This window comes from Mesorhizobium sp. M1227 (assembly GCF_040318315.1).
Taxonomy (GTDB): Bacteria; Pseudomonadota; Alphaproteobacteria; order Rhizobiales; family Rhizobiaceae; genus Mesorhizobium.
Genome location: NZ_JAMYLZ010000038.1, coordinates 37,972 through 55,083 on the forward strand (window position 1 = coordinate 37,972; position 17,112 = coordinate 55,083).

The window sequence follows — 17,112 nt, forward strand, 5'->3', positions numbered from 1 at the left end:
CGGAAACGAGAAACGATGGATGCAGCCCTAACCCACTGGATCAACGCGGCAGCCGGGATCAGCCCTTTTCTTGATAAGGCAATGATCGCCGTCTCACAAATCGGCGTTCCGCTGATGGTGCTGGCTGTTGCCCTGCAATGGTGGGCAAAGGCCGACCGCTACCATGTGCGCCATGCTGCCTTGTCCGCCGGCTTGGCGTTCCTGCTCGGTCTGGCGATCAATCAGTTCATTCTTCTTTTCGTGCATCGCATCCGCCCCTACGATGCCGGTGTGACCCACCTGTTGATTGCGCCAAGCGCCGACTGGTCATTCCCATCCGATCACGCGACCGCAGCCATCGCAATCGTTGCGGCCTTTGCGATGCAAGCTCTGCCGCGCCGGACGTTAGTGCTGTCCCTGCTGGCATTTCTGATTTGTTGGTCGAGAATTTACATTGGGACGCACTACCTGACCGACGTAATCGGCGGCGCAGTGACGGGCGTCTTAGGTGCCGTTATGGTGCGATTGGCCTATCGTGAGAACTCCCGGCTGGACAAGCTGGCGACAAGAATTCTCTAGCTCCTTATGTGCCAACAATGAGACGAGCAGCTATCAAAACGTCGAGGTCCAAGGCGGCGGCGGGCTGACGATGATCCTGTCATGCCTTAGTTGAGGTCGGCGAATTCACGAGTTGATCGCGGCGCGATGGGCGGATTCAAACGGTCGTCGCAACATCCCGGATGTTAGAGGTTGCGATGAGCATTGGGTCAAACGAGACAGAAACCTCCATGCAGACACTGACACCCATCCTTTCGACGGTCACGGCGGCATTCCTGGCGTCCTTCGTCGAGGTCGTCGAGGCCTTCACCATCGTGCTTGCTGTCGGGCTGACGCGCAGCTGGCGCCCGGCGCTCACCGGCGCCGCACTGGCGCTGGCGGTGCTGACGGCCCTGGTGCTGGCGTTCGGCCCAGTGTTGGCACTCGTACCAATCAGCACGCTGCAGTTCGTCGTCGGGGTGCTGCTGATCCTGTTCGGCATGCGCTGGCTGCGAAAAGCCATTCTGCGCGCTGTTGGCGTCATCGCCATACATGACGAGGCGGCGGCGTTCTCCAGGGAAACCGCTGCCTTGCACCAGCAGGCAAACGACCGCCGCGCCGACTACCTCGCTGGACTGGCGTCGTTCAAGGCAGTGCTCCTCGAGGGCGTCGAGGTGGTGTTCATCGTCATTGCCGTCGGAGCAGCACACGGGCACACGCTTTACGCCGGCCTCGGCGCGCTGGCGGCGTTCTTCCTGGTGATGCTTATCGGCCTGGCGGTCCACCGGCCGCTGGCGCGGGTGCCGGAGAATGCGCTCAAATTCGTCGTCGGGCTGATGCTGACCAGCTTCGGCATCTTCTGGACCGGCGAAGGGATTGGCGCCGACTGGCCGGGCGCCGATCTCGCTTTGCTCGCCATTTTCGCTATCGTCGCGCTGGCGTCGTTTGCCATGGTGCGCTGGCTGCGCAGCACCTACCCCACACTCACCGGAGAGCTCGCCCGATGAACGTCATTCGGCTCGCAGCCAAGGAATGCTTTGGCATGTTCGTCGATGACGGCAGTCTGGCGCTGCTGGCGCTGGTTCTGGTGGCAGTCATCGCGGCGGCTGTAAAGCTGCTGGCGCTGCCCCCGCTGCTCGGCGCTGCCCTGTTGCTGATTGGTTGCCTCGCCATCCTGTTGCACAGCGTTCGCCGCGCTGCACAGGTGCGGCAGAAGTCCAAACCTTGAAGCCGTTCGCGTTCCCGTTTGACAGGTTGATGAAAGGTTGATGCCATAACTATGCCCCGCGTCCTCGCAATGTCGCAAAAGCGATGGGAGAAGAGAGGGACGCGGGAAACGAACAAGGGAAGAGGCCATGTTGCTTAAGCGAACACTGCTTGATTCAGCCGCTACAATTGCACTCGTCGCCACCATAGCCCTGTCCGCGCCATCGGCTCGCGCCGACGATAAGATCTCCATCATGGTGGGCGGCTACGAGAAGCAGATCTATCTGCCCGCCAAGCTGGCGGAAGCGCTCGGCTACTTCAAGGACGAAGGTCTCGATGTCGAATTGCTGAACGAGCCGGCCGGCGTCGATGCCGAGAACGAGATGCTGGCCGGGGCCGTGCAGGCGGTGGTCGGTTTCTACGACCACAGCATCGATCTGCAGGCGAAGGGCAAATTCGTCGAATCCGTTGTCCAGTTCAGCCAGGCGCCCGGAGAAGTCGAACTCGTTTCCACAAAGCATCCTGAGATCAAATCGCCCGCCGACTTCAAGGGAATGAGCCTTGGCGTGACTGGCCTCGGCTCCTCGACAAACTTCCTGACGGAATATCTTGCCGTCAAGAACGGCTTGAAGCTCGGTGAATTCACTTCGGTTCCGGTCGGCGCCGGCAACACCTTCATCGCCGCTATGCAGCAGGACAAGATTCAGGCCGGCATGACGACCGAACCGACGATCACCCGGCTTCTGAAGACCGGCGAAGCTTCCATTCTTGTCGACATGCGTACGATGGAAGCTACCAAAGCCGCGCTCGGCGGCACCTATCCGGCTGCTTCCCTCTACATGCAAACGGACTGGGTCGACGCCCACAAGGAGACGGTGCAGAAGCTGGCCAATGCCTTCGTCAAGACACTGAAGTTCATCAACACCCATAGCGGCGCCGAGATCGCCGAAAAGATGCCGAAGGACTACTATGTCGGCGACAAGGAAGGCTATGTGAAGGCGCTGGACGCCGGCAAAGCAATGTTCACCGCCGACGGCGTCATGCCGGAAGGCGGCCCGGAAACGGTGCTAACCGTGCTCTCGGCCTTCAAGAAGGACCTGCAGGGCAAGCAGATCGACCTGTCGAAGACCTACACCACCGAGTTCGTCAAGAACGTGAAATAGCCGACATCGCCGGCGCGAGCCTCGCGCCGGATCCATCCTGTTTCTGCGTCCGGCGATCTCCCGCGCGGCGACCGCTGGGCCTTGGAGTATCTTTATCATGGCTGCCGAAAAAACCGTTCCGGCGATCGAGCTGATCAATGTCAGCCGCCGCTTCCTCTCCCCCACCGGCAAATCGCTGACCGCGTTGCGCGACTTCACCATGACGGTCGAGCGTGGCGAATTCGTCGCCGTCGTCGGCCCGACCGGCTGCGGAAAGTCGACCAGCCTCAACCTGATCACCGGTCTGGCAGCCCCAAGCGCCGGCGAGGTTCGCGTCATGGGCGGCCCAGTCAAGGGAATAGACCCACGCATCGGCTTCGTTTTCCAGAGCGACGCCCTGTTTCCCTGGCGCACGGTGATCGAGAACGTCATGGCGGGCCCGCTGTTTCGCGGCAGGCCGAGGTCGACGGCCATGGCCGCGGCGCGCGACTGGCTGGCGCGCGTCGGCCTGTCACGGTTCGAGCAGCATTATCCGCACCAGCTTTCGGGCGGCATGCGCAAGCGCGTGGCGCTCGCCCAGACCTTCATCAACGGCCCCGAGATTCTGCTCATGGACGAGCCGTTCTCCGCACTCGACGTGCAGACACGCGTGCTCATGCATGAAGAGCTGCTGCGGCTGTGGTCGCAGGCCAAGGCCTCGGTGGTCTTCGTCACCCACGATCTGGAGGAGGCGATCGCCCTGGCCGACAAGGTCTATGTGCTGACTGCTGGTCCGGCGACAGTGAAGTCGGTCTACACCATCGATCTGCCGCGACCGCGCGTCGTCGCCGATATCCGTTACGAGCAGAGCTTCATCAATTATTCGCGCACAATCTGGGCCGATCTCAAGGAAGAGGTCGAGACCAGCTATGCGCGGGCCGCGGCCTGAAGGAGAACATTATGACTGATGCTGCCATCGACGTCAGCGCCGGAAGCTTCAGGCCAGGAACCTCTGACGCCGAAATCGAAGCCGCCGCCGCAAAGGCGGCGAAGCACCGCCGCCGCACGGTAATCTTCTGGCGGATTGCCATCCTCGTCATCTTCCTGTCCTTGTGGGAAATCGCCGGCCGCCTCGCCTGGATCGATCCGTTCTTCTACGCGATGCCGAGCACGATCGCGGCCAGGCTCTACGAATGGACGACGGAAGGAACGTCGGAAGGACCGCTCTGGTACCATCTTTATGTCACCATTGAGGAAGCCACAATCGGCTTCGTGACCGGTTCGGTTACCGGCATCATCATCGGCGTCGCTCTTGGCCGCAACCGCATGGCCGCGGATATCTTTTCCATCTACATCAAGGTGATCAATTCCATTCCTCGCGTGGTATTGGCGCCGATCTTCATCATGATCCTGGGCCTGGGGCTGGCCTCGAAAGTGGCGCTCGCCTTCGTCATGGTTTTCTTCGTGGTCTTTCATAACGCCTTCCAGGGCGTGCGCGAAGCCGACCGGGCGATGATCGCCAACGCCCGTATCCTTGGCGCTTCCGACTGGCAATTGACACGCTCGGTGATCGTGCCGTCGGCGATGAGCTGGATCTTCGCCAGCCTGCATGTCAGCTTCGGCTTTGCCATAATCGGCGCCATCGTCGGCGAGTTCGTCGGCTCGCGCTACGGCATCGGCCTGCTTATCAACATCGCCAAGGGCTCCTTTGACGCGGCCGGCATGTATGCCGCGATCGTCATCGTCATGGTGGTGGCGCTCGGTGCGGAATATCTGATGACGATGGTCGAGGACCGGCTGGCGAAATGGCGTCCGCAGCCCCTGCACGAGACGCAATGACCTGAACCAAGTCGGGAAGCTGAATCAGGCTTGGGCTGCCTGGTAGGCGGGCAGCTTGGCTTGGGCGCTCAATCCGGGCAGCGGCTTGCGGTTGGCGAGCGCGATCTCGCCGTCATGCGACGAGACAATCTCGCGCACGATGGCGAGACCCAAGCCGGTGCCTTCGCTGTCCGGTTCGGACCCTCTATAAAAGCGCTCGAACACCTTTTCCTTGTCGCCTTCGGCAATGCCCGGTCCCGTATCTTCCACCTGCAGCACGATCCAGCTCGCATCGCGGCCGATCCTTGCGGTGACCGAGCCGCCTTGTGGGGTGTAGCGCAGGGCGTTGTCGACCACGTTGACGACAAGTTCGCGAAGCAAGGTCGGATGTCCCCACACGATGAGATCATCTCCCTCGGACTCGAATCCGAGGTCGATGTTGCGCGACAGCGCTGCCTGCGCCAACCCCTCGAGAGCATCCCTGGCCACGGCGCTGAAATCGACGCTGGATTTCATCAGCGAAGAGCTACCCTGCTCGGCGCGGGCAAGTGAAAGAAGCTGGTTCGACAGCCGCGCCATGCCATCGACAGACATGTCGACCGCGGCCAGAATTTCATCCTTGGTGCCGATATCGCGTTCGCGCAGGCCGACGCTGACCTGCGTCTTCAACAGCGCCAGCGGCGTCCGCAACTGGTGCGCGGCGTTGGCGACGAAGCGCCTCTGCGTGGCCATCTGGCGCTGGATGCGGTTGAAGGCCTCGTTCAGCGCTTCGACAAGCGGGCGCAATTCGCTCTGGACAGTGTCGGCGGCGAAAGGCTTCAGTTCCGCCGGATCGCGCTCCATCACATCGTTGCGAAGGCGCAGGATCGGCGCCAAGCCACGGCGCAGCCCGAAAACGCCGAGCAGGCCGGCAGCCGCGACGAGCAGCACCTGGTCGCGCAGCGCCTTGAGCCATAGGCCGGTCATCAGCTTGTCGTGCCCCCTCAACGTCTGACCGACCGCCACCATTGCATTGCCCGGGTTCTGCTTGCTGACCATGGGCTGGGCAATGGCAACCGCATGGACAGGCTGGTCGCGAAACGTCGTTTCGAAATAGACCGGATTGAGATCGGCGGGTTGGCCAGGCGGTGCGATGACATCGGGATAGCCGGCAATGACTTGGCCACGTGGTGTCGTCACGCGGTAGACGACGCGGTCGGGCTGATCGGATGCGAACATTTCCAGCGCAGCCGGCGGGATCGGCGCTTCCAGCACGCCGTCGTTTTCGCGAATGTTTTCCGCGATTACCCGAGCCGATGCCAGAAGGGTTCGATCGGTGATCAGATTGGCGGTTTCCTCCGCATTCTTGTAGGTCGTCCACACGTTGAACGAGACGACGGCCGTCAGTGGCACGACGAGCCAGGCGAGCAGTTCACGCTGGAGGCTTCTAGTGGCCATCGTCGATTCGCAAGGCGTAGCCGAGACCGCGAAGAGTGGTGATCGCCATGCCGCTGCCCTCCAGCTTCTTCCTGACGCGGTGAACGCAGATTTCCAGGGCGTTCGGATTTGTCTCGTCGTCGAAGCCGAAGATACTCTCGGCGAGCATAGTCTTCTGGACCGGCCGACCGGCGCGCATGATCAGCGTTTCAAGCACGGCATGTTCGCGAGCGGTCAAGTGAAGCGGGCTTTCGCCGAGGGTGAAGGCACGTGCCTGCGTGTCGAAGGCGAGCGTGCCGAACCGCACCATCGGGTCGAAGTTTGCCCGACCACGCCGCAGCTGCGCGCGGACGCGCGCCTCGAATTCATCGACGTTGAACGGTTTGACCAGATAGTCGTCGGCGCCACTGTCGAGGCCACGCACCCGGCTCGATACGGCATCGTTGGCGGTGAGAATGATGACGGGCGTTGTGCTGCCGCGACTTCGCAGCCGCCGCAAGATCTCGATGCCATCAAGATGCGGCAAGGCCAGATCGAGGATGACCAGCGCATAGTCCTGACTGGCGAGTGCGAGGTCGGCATCGTCGCCGCGATAGACGCAGTCGATCACGTAATGATCGCGCCGCAGCAGGCGGGCAAGCCATGTCGACAATTCGCGATTGTCTTCAGCAAGTAAAATACGCATTCAATGCAATCCGTCTCAACGGCCGACAGCCACATCGCGAAAGAGTGCGTCTACAAAGGGGTCCGGCGAAAATGTTTTGGCCAATGTTGGGAGATGGGTTTTCCGTTGGCCGCCGTCCCGCTAGTGCCCTTCCGGTAAATGACCATCCGATATCGCAAATTCCCGGTCTGTATTGCGCCAAGTGCCGAAAATCAGTCGATGCTCTTATGTCTTTAGCGAAAACGGTCGCTACTGTCCCAGTTGATAGCGACGAGCGTGGGCGAATGGCAGCAGATTTATGCATTGATCAATAGAGGGTGAACAGTGTCGGCAGGAAGCCGCCATTCCTAAAATGCTCGACCGTTTCGATCACCGGAAAAAGGGCGAGGAAATAAAGCCCGTCATAGAATGTTCGCTTCAAGGCATGCGTTGAGAACTGTCGTTCGGCCTGGTCGGCAAACAACAGCGGGTTCGGCCAGAAGCGCGGCGTTCGCTCCGCATACGCCAGATAAGCGGGGCCAAACTTTCCCAGCAGGAATTCAGCTTCCTTGCGCGCCGTCACCCGAAAAACGACGAAACTGGCTAGGCCAAGTGCCACGGCCACCACGACGGATCCATATATCAGCCCAATGCCCACCGCGCCGATCGTTGAGAAGAAGTAGAGCGGGTTCTGGGTCATCGAAAATGGCCCGGCGGAAATCAACTCTTCGTTCTTTTTGCCGCCGACATAGAGAATGCTCCACAGACGGCCACCGACACAAATGAGGATGAGGAGGCCGCCCAGCAGTTCGACGAACTCGTGTCCGCTCGACCCTTCGCTCAGGAACGGCTTGACAAACAGCAGCAGCGCTATGGCCAGGACGGCCGCTACCTGGAGAACGATGAAGCGCTTGTGCTGGTCGAATGCCTTTGGTGAAGGTTTGAGGGAGGCGTAGGTCATTGGTTTCCCGCGGCTCTGGCAAGTCTATGGGTGGGCCGAAGTGTCGTTGCGCGTAACCAGCTACTCTTTCCGCCGCCTGATGGCGAGGCAATCGACGGGTTTTCTCGAATTCTTACAAAAAAGTAAACCACCGGACAGATGCCGGCGAACTCGCCTCCCTATGGTCGCTGCTGCCCGGTAGTCGCTGCTGCCGGTCGACTGGCCAGAGCTTGATCGACACTGCCGGAACCCCGGCCCCAAATAGGGAAGATATCACATGAACAGACTGGTTCTCGCCCTCGCGCTCGGTACAGTTGCCATCGCCAACCCGATTTTATCAGCATCCGCAGCCACGACCCCTTGCGAAACCTCGCTCAAGGATCTGAGGGCAGCAGAAGCAACGGCGAAACTCAGCGATACGGACAAGACCAAGGTTTCCGAGCTGGAGACCAAGGGAATCGAGCGCTGCAACGCCGACGACGACAAGCGCGCCGACGACTTCTTCGCTCAGGCCATGAAAATCCTGGGCAAGTAAGTCGACCCTACCTTCTCCATCAACGACAGGGATACAGCCATGCTCTCGCCAGCCGCCCGATGGGTCGCGCCTGCTCTTAACCGGGTTCCCGATGTCACCGTCGATTTCTGGCTGATCAAGCTCTTGGCGGTGACCATGGGCGAGACGGCGGCCGACTATCTCGCCGTCAATCTCGGCCTCGGGCTCACCGTTACGTCGCTGATCATGACCGGCATCCTGATTGTCGCGCTCATCCTTCAATTCGCGCAGAAACGTTATGTGCCATGGGCCTACTGGCTGGCGGTCGTGCTGATCAGCGTTGTCGGCACGCTGATCACCGACAATCTCGTCGACAATTTCGGGGTGCGGCTTGAAACGACGACGATTGCATTCAGCATCGCGCTCGCCGCAACATTCGCGGTCTGGTACGCCAGCGAGAGGACCCTGTCCATCCACACGATCTTCACCACCAGGCGTGAGATCTTCTACTGGTTGGCGATACTGTTCACCTTCTCGCTGGGCACCGCGGCAGGCGATCTGGTCGCCGAAAAGTTCGACATGGGCTACCTCACCACCGGCCTGTTGTTTGGCGGCGTCATCGCGCTGATCGCCTTTGCCCATTATGTTCTCAAACTGGACGGCATCCTTGCCTTCTGGCTCGCCTACATCCTGACGCGGCCGCTGGGCGCTTCATTCGGCGACCTGCTCTCGCAGCCGGTCGAATATGGCGGCCTAGGCTTTGGCACCACCTTGACCAGCATCCTCTTCCTTGGCTGCATCATCGCCCTGGTTCTCTACATGAGCCTGAAGAAGGACACCGACGAGGCCGACAAAATCCTGCTTGAATCGGAGTAGGAATCAAGCATCTGCACACCCGCCTGACGCGACGAGAACGCGCCAAAACGTCACGGATCCCTGCCGTGGGTTGCTATGGGCAGCTATCGCGCTCACCTCATGGACAGAAGAATGAACTCCAAGAAATCCGGTTATAGCGGCCTCCAAATTAGCCTGCATTGGACGATAGCGGCGCTTGTCCTGTTCCAGCTCCTGTTCGGGGAAAACATGACAACCTACGTCGATGCGGCAGCGGCAGGACGCCGACTGTCAACCTACGAGCAGACCATGGGGTCCGCCCATTACTGGGTCGGCCTGGCGATCCTGTTGCTGGTGTTCGTGCGACTGGCCGTCCGCCTCTTTGTCGGTGCGCCCAAGCCGCAATCGACAATGCCGAAATGGATGGCTTTCGCCTCACGCGCAACGCATGCACTGTTCTACGGCTTTCTCGTCGCTGTTCCTGTTTCCGGGCTTCTGGCCTTTCATCTCTGGGGCTGGATGGGCGATATCCATGCCTGGGCAAAGCCGGTGTTCATCGTCCTGATCTGCATTCATGCCAGTGCGGCACTCTTCCATCATTTTATTCTGAAAGACGCCGTGCTGCGCAGGATGCTTGTTCCTGCGCGCGATCCGGTCGGATGACACTGTGGGCATGTGCAACGACGACGAGCCACCAGGCGCTGGCGGATATTCTAGGAACGGACCGCCGCCGGTGCTAGCATGCCGCACTGACAAAGCCTCGGCAACAGACCGGAACAGAGATGCGACTTCTCCTTGTTGAGGATGACCCACGGACGGCCGACTACGTCGTCAAGGGACTGAGCGAAGCCGGGCATGTCTGCGATCTGCTGCGCAACGGGCATGACGCGCTGTTTGCCGCGACACGCGACGCCTATGACGTGATCATAGCGGATCGGATGATCCCCGGCCTGGACGGCCTGTCGATGATCAAGGCGGTGCGTGCCGCCGGGGTGCGAACGCCGGCGATCTTTTTGACCTCGGTCGGTGGCGTCGATGACCGGGTCGAAGGACTGGAGGCCGGCGGCGACGACTATCTCGTCAAGCCTTTCGCCTTTTCCGAGCTGCTCGCCCGCATCAACGCCCTTGGCCGCCGGCCGCCGGCGCAGGAGCAGAAGACCGCATTGCGGGTCGCCGATCTCGAAATGGATCTGATCATGCGCCGCGTCACCAGGCAGGGGCATGTGATCGACCTGCAGCCGCGGGAATTCAGCCTGCTCGAAGTGCTGATGCGTGGCGAAGGCCGCGTCATCACCCGGACCATGCTGCTGGAACGCGTCTGGGATTTCCATTTCGATCCCAAGACGAGCGTCGTCGAAACCCATATCAGCCGGCTGAGGACCAAGATCGACAAGCCGTTCGAAACCCAGCTTATCCATACGGTCCGCAACACCGGCTACAGTCTGCATGCGCCTATCTAGACCATGATCCCAAAAAGTGGGCCCGGTTGTTGGAAAAGATCATGGCCAAACAAGAAGATAGAGTCCCATCCCGTTTCTACCGGGATGGATCGGGCCCCAGCCTGCTGCGCAGCACGCCTTTCCGGCTTGCATTGACCTTCGGCTTCCTGTTCGTGCTTGCCTTTATCCTGTCGGGCGCCATCGTCTATCAGCTGATGAGCGCCGACCTTGCCCAGCGGCTCGACGAATCCATCAAAGAGACCTATTCCGTGGTGGCGGTAACTTATGCCGAAAGCGACCTGGAGGATCTGGTTGCCACGGTCGACAGCCACGCGGCGCTCTCAACCAAGAAAGAGCAGCTGTTCTCGCTGACCGGTCCGGCCGGCAATCATCTTGCCGGCAACTTTACCGCGGCGGACCTTCCCGACGGCTTCTCGATGTTTGAGGCCACCATGCCCGGCGTGCCAGCCGACACCGTCTATAGGGCCTGGTCCGGTTCGGTTGGCGGAAACAGTCTGACGGTCGCTTTCAGCCTTTCCGAGACCGAAGAGCTGGAAAGCATTGTGCTGATGAGCTTCGGCTGGGGAACCCTCATCATCACCGGTCTGGCGGTGGCCGGCGGCGCCTTGCTGGCCTCGCGTGTCCAGCGCCGCCTCGACGGTATCGCCGCCACTATGGTCGACGTGTCGCATGGGCGGCTTGACGCCCGCATTCCCCTGGTTGGCAACGGCGACGATATTGACGGGGTTTCCGCACAGGTCAACGCTGCGCTCGACCGGCTGTCGGCGCTGGTCGAAGGCATGAAGCAGGTCAGCGCCAACATCGCGCATGATTTGAAGACGCCGCTGAACCGCCTGCAGATGATTTTGGAAGCCGCCGCCGACAAGACCGCTTTGGGCGAAGCGGTTTCCGATGATTTGGCGGACGCCCGGGCGGAAGGGCTCCAGATCAATGAGACGTTCGATGCCTTGCTGCGCATCGCCCAGATCGAGGCTGGAGCACGCAAGGCGCGCTTCATCGATCTGGACGTCAATGGCGTCGTTGAGAGCATTGCCGAAATCTATGCGGACGTTGCCGAGGATGACGGAAAGTCGCTGACGGCAAAGATCTTTCAAGGCGCACAATGTCAGATCCAAGGCGATTGGGAATTGTTGACGCAGATGTTCGCCAATCTGGTGGAGAACGCCTTGCGGCATTGCCCGGCAGGCACCGTCATCGAATTGTCGGTGACCCGGCAGGACGACCGCATTGTTGCGAAAGTCGGCGACGACGGCCCGGGGATTCCTATTGAGGAGCGTGAAAAAGTGTTCCAACGGCTCTACCGGCTCGACAACAGCCGCTCGACGCCCGGCAGCGGCCTTGGGCTTAGCCTGGTGCGCGCCATAGCCGATCTGCACGGCGCATCCATTGCCCTGGAGGACCGTCATCCAGGCCTCGCGGTGGTGGTCAGTTTCCCCGCTGCTAAATCATCGGCTGGCTAGCCACTGCCCTCCAAGCTTACCAATCCGTATGAACCAGGCGACATGCCTGTAAGCTTGATGCGCGATAGTGAGCGCATCCGCCGTGCCAACTCGAAAGGCCGCTCAAATGATGTCCGCTCATCGAAAAATCAGCCGGATCCTGCCGATGCTTACTGTCGCGGCATGTCTGGGCGCTGCCGGCGCGCTCATTCCAGGTTTCGCAAATCTGCCGGCGTTAGCGGCCGAGAAGGTCGTCCCCGCGGAAAAGAACCCTCCTGGGGACATTCCCGATACGCAGGTCTTCATCGACTATGCCTCGCCGCAAGGTTTCACCATGAAGGTGCCGGAGGGCTGGGCGCGCTCGGATCATGCCGACGGCGCCAGCTTCGTCGACAAGCTCGACGGCGTCGTTGTCTCCGTGGCGAAGGCGGACGCCGCGCCAACCGTCGACAGCGTCAAGGCGGACTATGTTCCGAAGCTGCAATCCACCGGTCGAGCAGTCCGGGTTACGGCGGTCAAGCAGGTCAAGCTGCCGGCGGGGCCGGCAATCCGCATCGTCTACACGTCCAACTCCGAACCGAACGCGGTGACCAACAGGCAGGTCCGCCTGGAAAATGAGCGCTACCTCTATTTCAAGGACGGCAAGCTCGTCACGCTCGAACTCTATGCGCCAAAGGGCGCCGACAATGTCGACCAGTGGCAGTTGATGTCCAACTCGTTGCGGTGGAAGTGAGATGCACGCGCTGGACGCGCACGAACTCTATCGGTTCTATCACATCGGCGACGACGAGACGGCTGCACTGCGCGGTGTAAGTTTTCAGATGTCGCCCGGTGAGATCGTCGCCCTGACCGGGCCGTCCGGCAGCGGCAAGTCCACCTTGCTGGCCTGCGTAACCGGGCTGGACGAGCCGGATGGTGGTCATGTCGAGGTGGCCGGCCTGCGCCTGACCCGACGATCGGAGGCCGAGCGCACGCGCATTCGCATCGCCAATTTCGGCATCCTCCTACAGTCCGGCAACCTGTTTGGCCACCTGAGCGTCGAGCAGAACATCCGTTTGCAGATGCTGCTGGCGGGAAAGCAGGACGAGAAACGAATTGGCGCCCTGCTGGAAAGCGTCGGCCTGTCGCATCGCGGAAATGCATTTCCAACCGAGCTTTCGGGCGGCGAGACGGCGCGCGCCGGCCTTGCCGTGGCGCTGGCCGCGGATCCCCCCATTCTGGTTGCCGATGAGCCGACCGCGGAGGTCGACCGCGACACTGAATCAGGGCTGATCGAGCAGTTCGAGGCCAGACGCGAAGCCGGACTGGTGACGCTGCTCGCAACCCACAGCAAAGCGCTGGCGCAAAGAGCCGACCGGATCATCCGTCTGAGAGACGGGAGGATCGAGGGTGAGTAGGACGCTAGTTGTCGGCAAAGGTCTTGGCCGCGACTTTCATGATGGGAACGCCGGCCGGATCACCGTTTTGCGCGATGTCGACTGCGAGATCGCGGCGGGCGCGCGCATTGCCTTGGTCGGGCCTTCCGGCAGCGGCAAGACAACGCTGCTGCATATTCTTGGCGGGCTGGACAGACCGACGACCGGCACCATTGAATGGCCCGGGCTCGGCCCGTTCGAGGAACTGCGGCCGCGTCAGGTCGGATTCGTGTTCCAGTCGCCCAGCCTGTTTCCCGCCCTTACGGCGGCTCAGAATGTCGGCCTGCCAATGGTGCTGGCCGGCGAAAGCGCCGCGGATGAAACCGCGGCAGCACTGCTGGAGTCGTTTGGCCTCGGCGAGCTTGGCGACAAACTGCCGGAGGAATTGTCCGGCGGACAGTCGCAGCGCATTGCCATGGCCCGGGCGCTGGCCACAGGACCGAAACTCGTTCTTGCCGACGAGCCAACCGGGCAGCTCGACAGCCGGACGGCGCAATTCTTCTTCGACGCCGTGCTGGACCGGCTGGAGGACACCGGCGTGGCGCTGGTCGTGGCGACGCATGACGAAGCGGTCGCGGCTCGCATGGCAACGCGCTGGACAATGGATCACGGCCGGCTGGTCACCGGTCGGCCGTGGAACGTCACAGCATGATGCTTTTGCTTTGGTTTCGGGGCATACTCGCCCGTCGTTTCGTTCGTATCGCCGGCTCGATGGCGGGCGTCGCGCTCAGCGTAGCGCTTCTCGCGGCGATGGCGCTTTTTCTCGCCAGCGCCAGCTCCTCTATGACGGCTCGCGCCATATCGGCCGTGCCGATCGACTGGCAGGTCCAGGTGATTTCCGGTGCCGATCCGGACTTGATCGGTAAGGCGGTGAGCGAAGCCACGCCGGTCAAGGCCGTTTACCAGGTCCGCTATGCGGATGTCGCCGGTTTCGAGGCCCAGACCGGCGGCACCACGCAGACCACCGGACCGGGACAGGTCATCGCCTTCGATAGCGGCTATTCCCGGGCCTTTCCGGCCGAAGTCCGGCCGCTTTCCGGCAAGACCGACGGTGTTCTCATTGCCCAGCAGACGGCGGCCAACCTACATGTCGGCCCCGGCGACACGGTGTCGATCAAGCGAATCGGGCTGCCCCCGGCAGAAGTGAAAGTTGCCGGCGTGATCGACCTTCCCGACGCCGATTCGCTGTTCCAGGCGGTAGGCCTGCCGCCCCAGGCTGCTCCGCAGGCGCCGCCTGACAATGTGCTTGTGCTGTCACGGCAGGACTGGCAGCAATTGTTCGACCCGCAGCAGAAAATGCGCCCCGACACCACCAGGCTGCAATGGCATGTTCGGCTCGCCCATGAGGCGCTGCCCACCGATCCTGTCACGGCCTATACATTCGTCACCAGTGCAAAGCGCAACCTCGAGGCGCGGACCGTGGGTCAGGCTCTGGTCGCCGACAATCTCGGCTCCCGCCTCGGAGCAGTCCGCGAGGACGCACTTTACGCCTCCGTGCTGTTCCTGTTTCTCGGGCTGCCCGGCATTGCGCTGGCCATTGCGCTCACCTTTGCGGTCACATCGTCCGGTGCGGCGCGCCGGCGGATGGAGCAGGCGCTGCTGCGCGTCCGCGGCGCCACGACAAGGACAATCCTGTCCCTGTCGGCAGCCGAGGCCGCGATCGCCGCTGTCGGCGGAACCGCGCTTGGCATAGCCGCGGCGTTGCTCTTCGGCCGCATCGCTTCGGGCCAGCATGTAACGGCGAGCACGAGCGGTCCGACACTGCTTCTTGTCGCCTTGTTCGGGCTGCTCGTCGGTTTCGTCGCCTTTCTGTTTCCTGCCTGGCGTGACGCGCGCTGGGCGACTGTCAGTGCCGCGCGGCGTGCCGTCAGCCGCTCGGGGACGCCGGTCTGGCAGCGCCTATGGCTGGACATGCTTTTGCTCGCGGCAGCCGGGCTCTTCTTCTGGCAGTCGGCGAGCACCGGATACCAGATCGTGCTGGCACCCGAAGGCGTCGCCGCAACCTCGGTGGACTACAAGGCGTTCATCGCACCGGCGCTGTTCTGGCTGGGCATGGCGCTGCTGACCGTGCGGCTGTCGGGCACTATCATCGCGCGCAACGGCGCGGGCCTTCGGGCGATCATCGCGCCAGTCGCCGGGCCTCTCGCGAACGTCGTATCGGCGGCGCTGTCTCGGCAATCGGGACGCCTGACCGTCGGCATCGCCATGACCGCGCTGGCGATCTCCTTCGCCACGTCGACCGCGATCTTCAACACCACCTACAACGCACAGGCGCGCATCGACGCGGAATTGACCAATGGTTCCGACGTCACCGTCTTCGGCACATCGGGCAGGCCGGCCGGGACACATCTGGCAGCGCTGGCCGCACTGCCCGAGGCGGCAGCGGCAGAGCCCATGCAGCACCGTTTCGCCTATGTCGGCGCCGACCTGCAGGATCTCTATGGCATCGACCCCATGCGCATCGAACGCGCAACGAGCCTTTCCGATGCCTATTTCAGCGGCGCCAGCGCGGCCAGCATGCTCGACCAGCTCACCCTGACTCCCAACGGTGTTCTGGTGTCGGAAGAGACCGTGCAAGACTTCCAGCTCCAGCAAGGCGATACGATCAATCTTCGGCTCATGGATGCAAAGGATCACCAGTACCATCCCATCGCCTTCAGGTTCATTGGTGTTGTGCGTGAGTTTCCGACCGCGCCGAAGGACTCCTTCCTCGTCGCCAACGCCGCCTACGTGGGCCGCATGACCGGGTCGGATGCATCCGAATACGTCCTGATGCGGGCAAAGGCCGATCCGTCAGCGCTGGCACGACAGGCCGTTTCGGTGCTTTCCTTCGATCCGTCGCTGAAGGTTGCCGACATCGCACAAGCCGCTCATCTCATCGGCTCGAGCCTGACGGCGGTCGACCTCGGCGGGCTGACCACGATCGAACTGGGGTTTTCTGTGGTCATGGCGGCTGCCGCCGCCGGCCTGATGCTGGCATTGGGGTTCATCGAGCGCCGCAGGAACTTCGCCATACTGAGCGCCATCGGCGCCAAGCCCCGGCAATTGGCGGCCTTCCTGTGGGGCGAAGGCCTCCTCATCCTCGTCGGTGGTTTCGCATTCGGTCTGCTGTCGGGGTTCCTGACGGCGTGGATGTTGGTGAAGCTGTTGACTGGCGTGTTCGACCCTCCGCCCGAGGCGCTGTCGATCCCCTGGGGTTATCTTGGGGTCGTGCTCGGCCTTGTCGCCGCTTCGGTCGTCGCCGCCGTCCTGTCGGCCAGGCCTTCGTCCGGACGAGACGCCGAGCACCTGCGCGATTTCTAGAGTATCCGTGTTGGTCAAGGGACAGATGGTGTCCAGGTCCGATTGTCCCTGAGTAGTGCGTTTGCGAGGATGATGAGCTTTCGCATGATGGCTGTGATGGCGAGTTTTGAGGCTTTGCCGTCGGCCGTGAGCTGGTGGTATTTTGCCTTTAGATCGGGATTGAAGCGCATGGCGACGAGGGCGGGCATGTAGAGTGCCTGTCGGACATTGGCTCGCCCGCCGCGGATGAAGGCGCGGCCGATCCAGTTGCCGGACTGTCGTGCGACGGGAGCGAGGCCTGCGAGGGAAGCAGCCTGACCCTGACCGAGCGTGCCGAGTTCGGGCATTTCGATGAGAAGCGCGAAGGCGGTGATTGCCGAGACGCCCGGGATCGAGACGAGGATAGCGAAGCGACGGGAGAGATCGGGATCGGACTGGATGAGCGCCGTGATCTCCTTTTCGACAGCAGCCATTTGACGTTCGATCTGCCTGAGCTGCTGGGCATTGTGGCGCTTGAGGATGGGAAGGG

The 17,112-nt window shown here is 61.9% G+C and carries 19 protein-coding genes; 15 read left to right on the plus strand and 4 right to left on the minus strand.

All coding sequences use genetic code 11. The annotated features are described in order from the left end of the window. The first annotated feature begins 15 nt into the window (after positions 1-15). From NKH28_RS28835 to NKH28_RS28860, 6 genes are all read left to right on the plus strand, one after another. Positions 16-558 carry a phosphatase PAP2 family protein gene (locus NKH28_RS28835; RefSeq protein WP_352980973.1) on the plus strand — a complete coding sequence of 181 codons (543 nt, stop codon included), beginning with the start codon at positions 16-18 and terminating at the stop codon, positions 556-558. Positions 559-767: 209 nt separating this feature from the next. Then, a complete protein-coding gene (locus NKH28_RS28840) occupies positions 768-1,523 on the plus strand; it encodes a COG4280 domain-containing protein (RefSeq protein WP_352542774.1) in 756 nt (251 codons plus the stop codon). Continuing rightward, entirely contained in the window at positions 1,520-1,744 is a 225-nt protein-coding gene (locus tag NKH28_RS28845; RefSeq protein ID WP_352980974.1) for a hypothetical protein, read from the plus strand. The genes NKH28_RS28840 and NKH28_RS28845 overlap by 4 nt, the downstream gene beginning before the upstream one ends. 127 nt (positions 1,745-1,871) lie before the next feature. After that, positions 1,872-2,885, plus strand: coding sequence for an ABC transporter substrate-binding protein (locus NKH28_RS28850; RefSeq protein WP_352980975.1), 1,014 nt, complete (start codon positions 1,872-1,874; stop codon positions 2,883-2,885). 97 nt (positions 2,886-2,982) lie between these two features. Next, positions 2,983-3,792, plus strand: coding sequence for an ABC transporter ATP-binding protein (locus NKH28_RS28855; protein ID WP_352542771.1), 810 nt, complete (start codon positions 2,983-2,985; stop codon positions 3,790-3,792). Positions 3,793-3,803: 11 nt separating this feature from the next. Continuing rightward, positions 3,804-4,682: an ABC transporter permease gene (locus NKH28_RS28860; protein ID WP_352980976.1), complete on the plus strand. Its 879-nt coding sequence runs from the start codon at positions 3,804-3,806 to the stop codon at positions 4,680-4,682. A 24-nt stretch (positions 4,683-4,706) separates the two neighbouring features. Here NKH28_RS28860 and NKH28_RS28865 read toward each other — a convergent pair whose 3' ends face one another. From NKH28_RS28865 to NKH28_RS28875, 3 genes are all read right to left on the minus strand, one after another. Continuing rightward, positions 4,707-6,098, minus strand: a complete 1,392-nt coding sequence (locus NKH28_RS28865; RefSeq protein WP_352542769.1) for a sensor histidine kinase — start codon at positions 6,096-6,098, stop codon at positions 4,707-4,709. Continuing rightward, positions 6,088-6,762: a response regulator gene (locus NKH28_RS28870; RefSeq protein ID WP_352542768.1), complete on the minus strand. Its 675-nt coding sequence runs from the start codon at positions 6,760-6,762 to the stop codon at positions 6,088-6,090. Before NKH28_RS28870 ends, NKH28_RS28865 begins: the two co-directional genes overlap by 11 nt. Before the next feature lie 286 nt (positions 6,763-7,048). Next, positions 7,049-7,681, minus strand: coding sequence for a methyltransferase family protein (locus tag NKH28_RS28875; protein WP_352980977.1), 633 nt, complete (start codon positions 7,679-7,681; stop codon positions 7,049-7,051). A gap of 256 nt (positions 7,682-7,937) precedes the next feature. Here NKH28_RS28875 and NKH28_RS28880 point away from each other — a divergent pair, with 256 nt between their 5' ends. The 9 genes from NKH28_RS28880 to NKH28_RS28920 all read left to right on the plus strand — a co-directional run bounded on the left by NKH28_RS28880 (position 7,938) and on the right by NKH28_RS28920 (position 16,604). Next, positions 7,938-8,195 carry a hypothetical protein gene (locus tag NKH28_RS28880; RefSeq protein WP_352542766.1) on the plus strand — a complete coding sequence of 86 codons (258 nt, stop codon included), beginning with the start codon at positions 7,938-7,940 and terminating at the stop codon, positions 8,193-8,195. A 39-nt stretch (positions 8,196-8,234) separates the two neighbouring features. After that, positions 8,235-9,029 (plus strand): COG4705 family protein, encoded by a 795-nt coding sequence (locus NKH28_RS28885; RefSeq protein WP_352542765.1) that lies wholly within the window; start codon positions 8,235-8,237, stop codon positions 9,027-9,029. Between the two features lie 111 nt (positions 9,030-9,140). Continuing rightward, a complete protein-coding gene (locus NKH28_RS28890; RefSeq protein ID WP_352542764.1) occupies positions 9,141-9,650 on the plus strand; it encodes a cytochrome b in 510 nt (169 codons plus the stop codon). Positions 9,651-9,769: 119 nt separating this feature from the next. Next, positions 9,770-10,447, plus strand: coding sequence for a winged helix-turn-helix domain-containing protein (locus NKH28_RS28895; protein ID WP_352542763.1), 678 nt, complete (start codon positions 9,770-9,772; stop codon positions 10,445-10,447). Positions 10,448-10,488: 41 nt separating this feature from the next. Further along, complete coding sequence (locus tag NKH28_RS28900) at positions 10,489-11,907, plus strand: sensor histidine kinase (RefSeq protein ID WP_352816320.1); 1,419 nt, start codon at positions 10,489-10,491, stop codon at positions 11,905-11,907. Between the two features lie 106 nt (positions 11,908-12,013). Continuing rightward, a complete protein-coding gene (locus NKH28_RS28905; RefSeq protein ID WP_352980978.1) occupies positions 12,014-12,619 on the plus strand; it encodes a hypothetical protein in 606 nt (201 codons plus the stop codon). 1 nt (position 12,620) lies between these two features. After that, a complete protein-coding gene (locus tag NKH28_RS28910; RefSeq protein WP_352923615.1) occupies positions 12,621-13,283 on the plus strand; it encodes an ABC transporter ATP-binding protein in 663 nt (220 codons plus the stop codon). Continuing rightward, positions 13,276-13,953, plus strand: coding sequence for an ABC transporter ATP-binding protein (locus tag NKH28_RS28915; protein WP_352542759.1), 678 nt, complete (start codon positions 13,276-13,278; stop codon positions 13,951-13,953). Before NKH28_RS28910 ends, NKH28_RS28915 begins: the two co-directional genes overlap by 8 nt. Beyond that, positions 13,950-16,604 (plus strand): ABC transporter permease, encoded by a 2,655-nt coding sequence (locus NKH28_RS28920; RefSeq protein ID WP_352980979.1) that lies wholly within the window; start codon positions 13,950-13,952, stop codon positions 16,602-16,604. The genes NKH28_RS28915 and NKH28_RS28920 overlap by 4 nt, the downstream gene beginning before the upstream one ends. A 14-nt stretch (positions 16,605-16,618) precedes the next feature. On the opposite strand, the gene NKH28_RS28925 is transcribed toward NKH28_RS28920, so the two are convergent. Continuing rightward, positions 16,619-17,112, minus strand: a 494-nt coding sequence (locus NKH28_RS28925) for a transposase (protein WP_352980980.1), incomplete at its 5' end; no start/stop codon positions are given.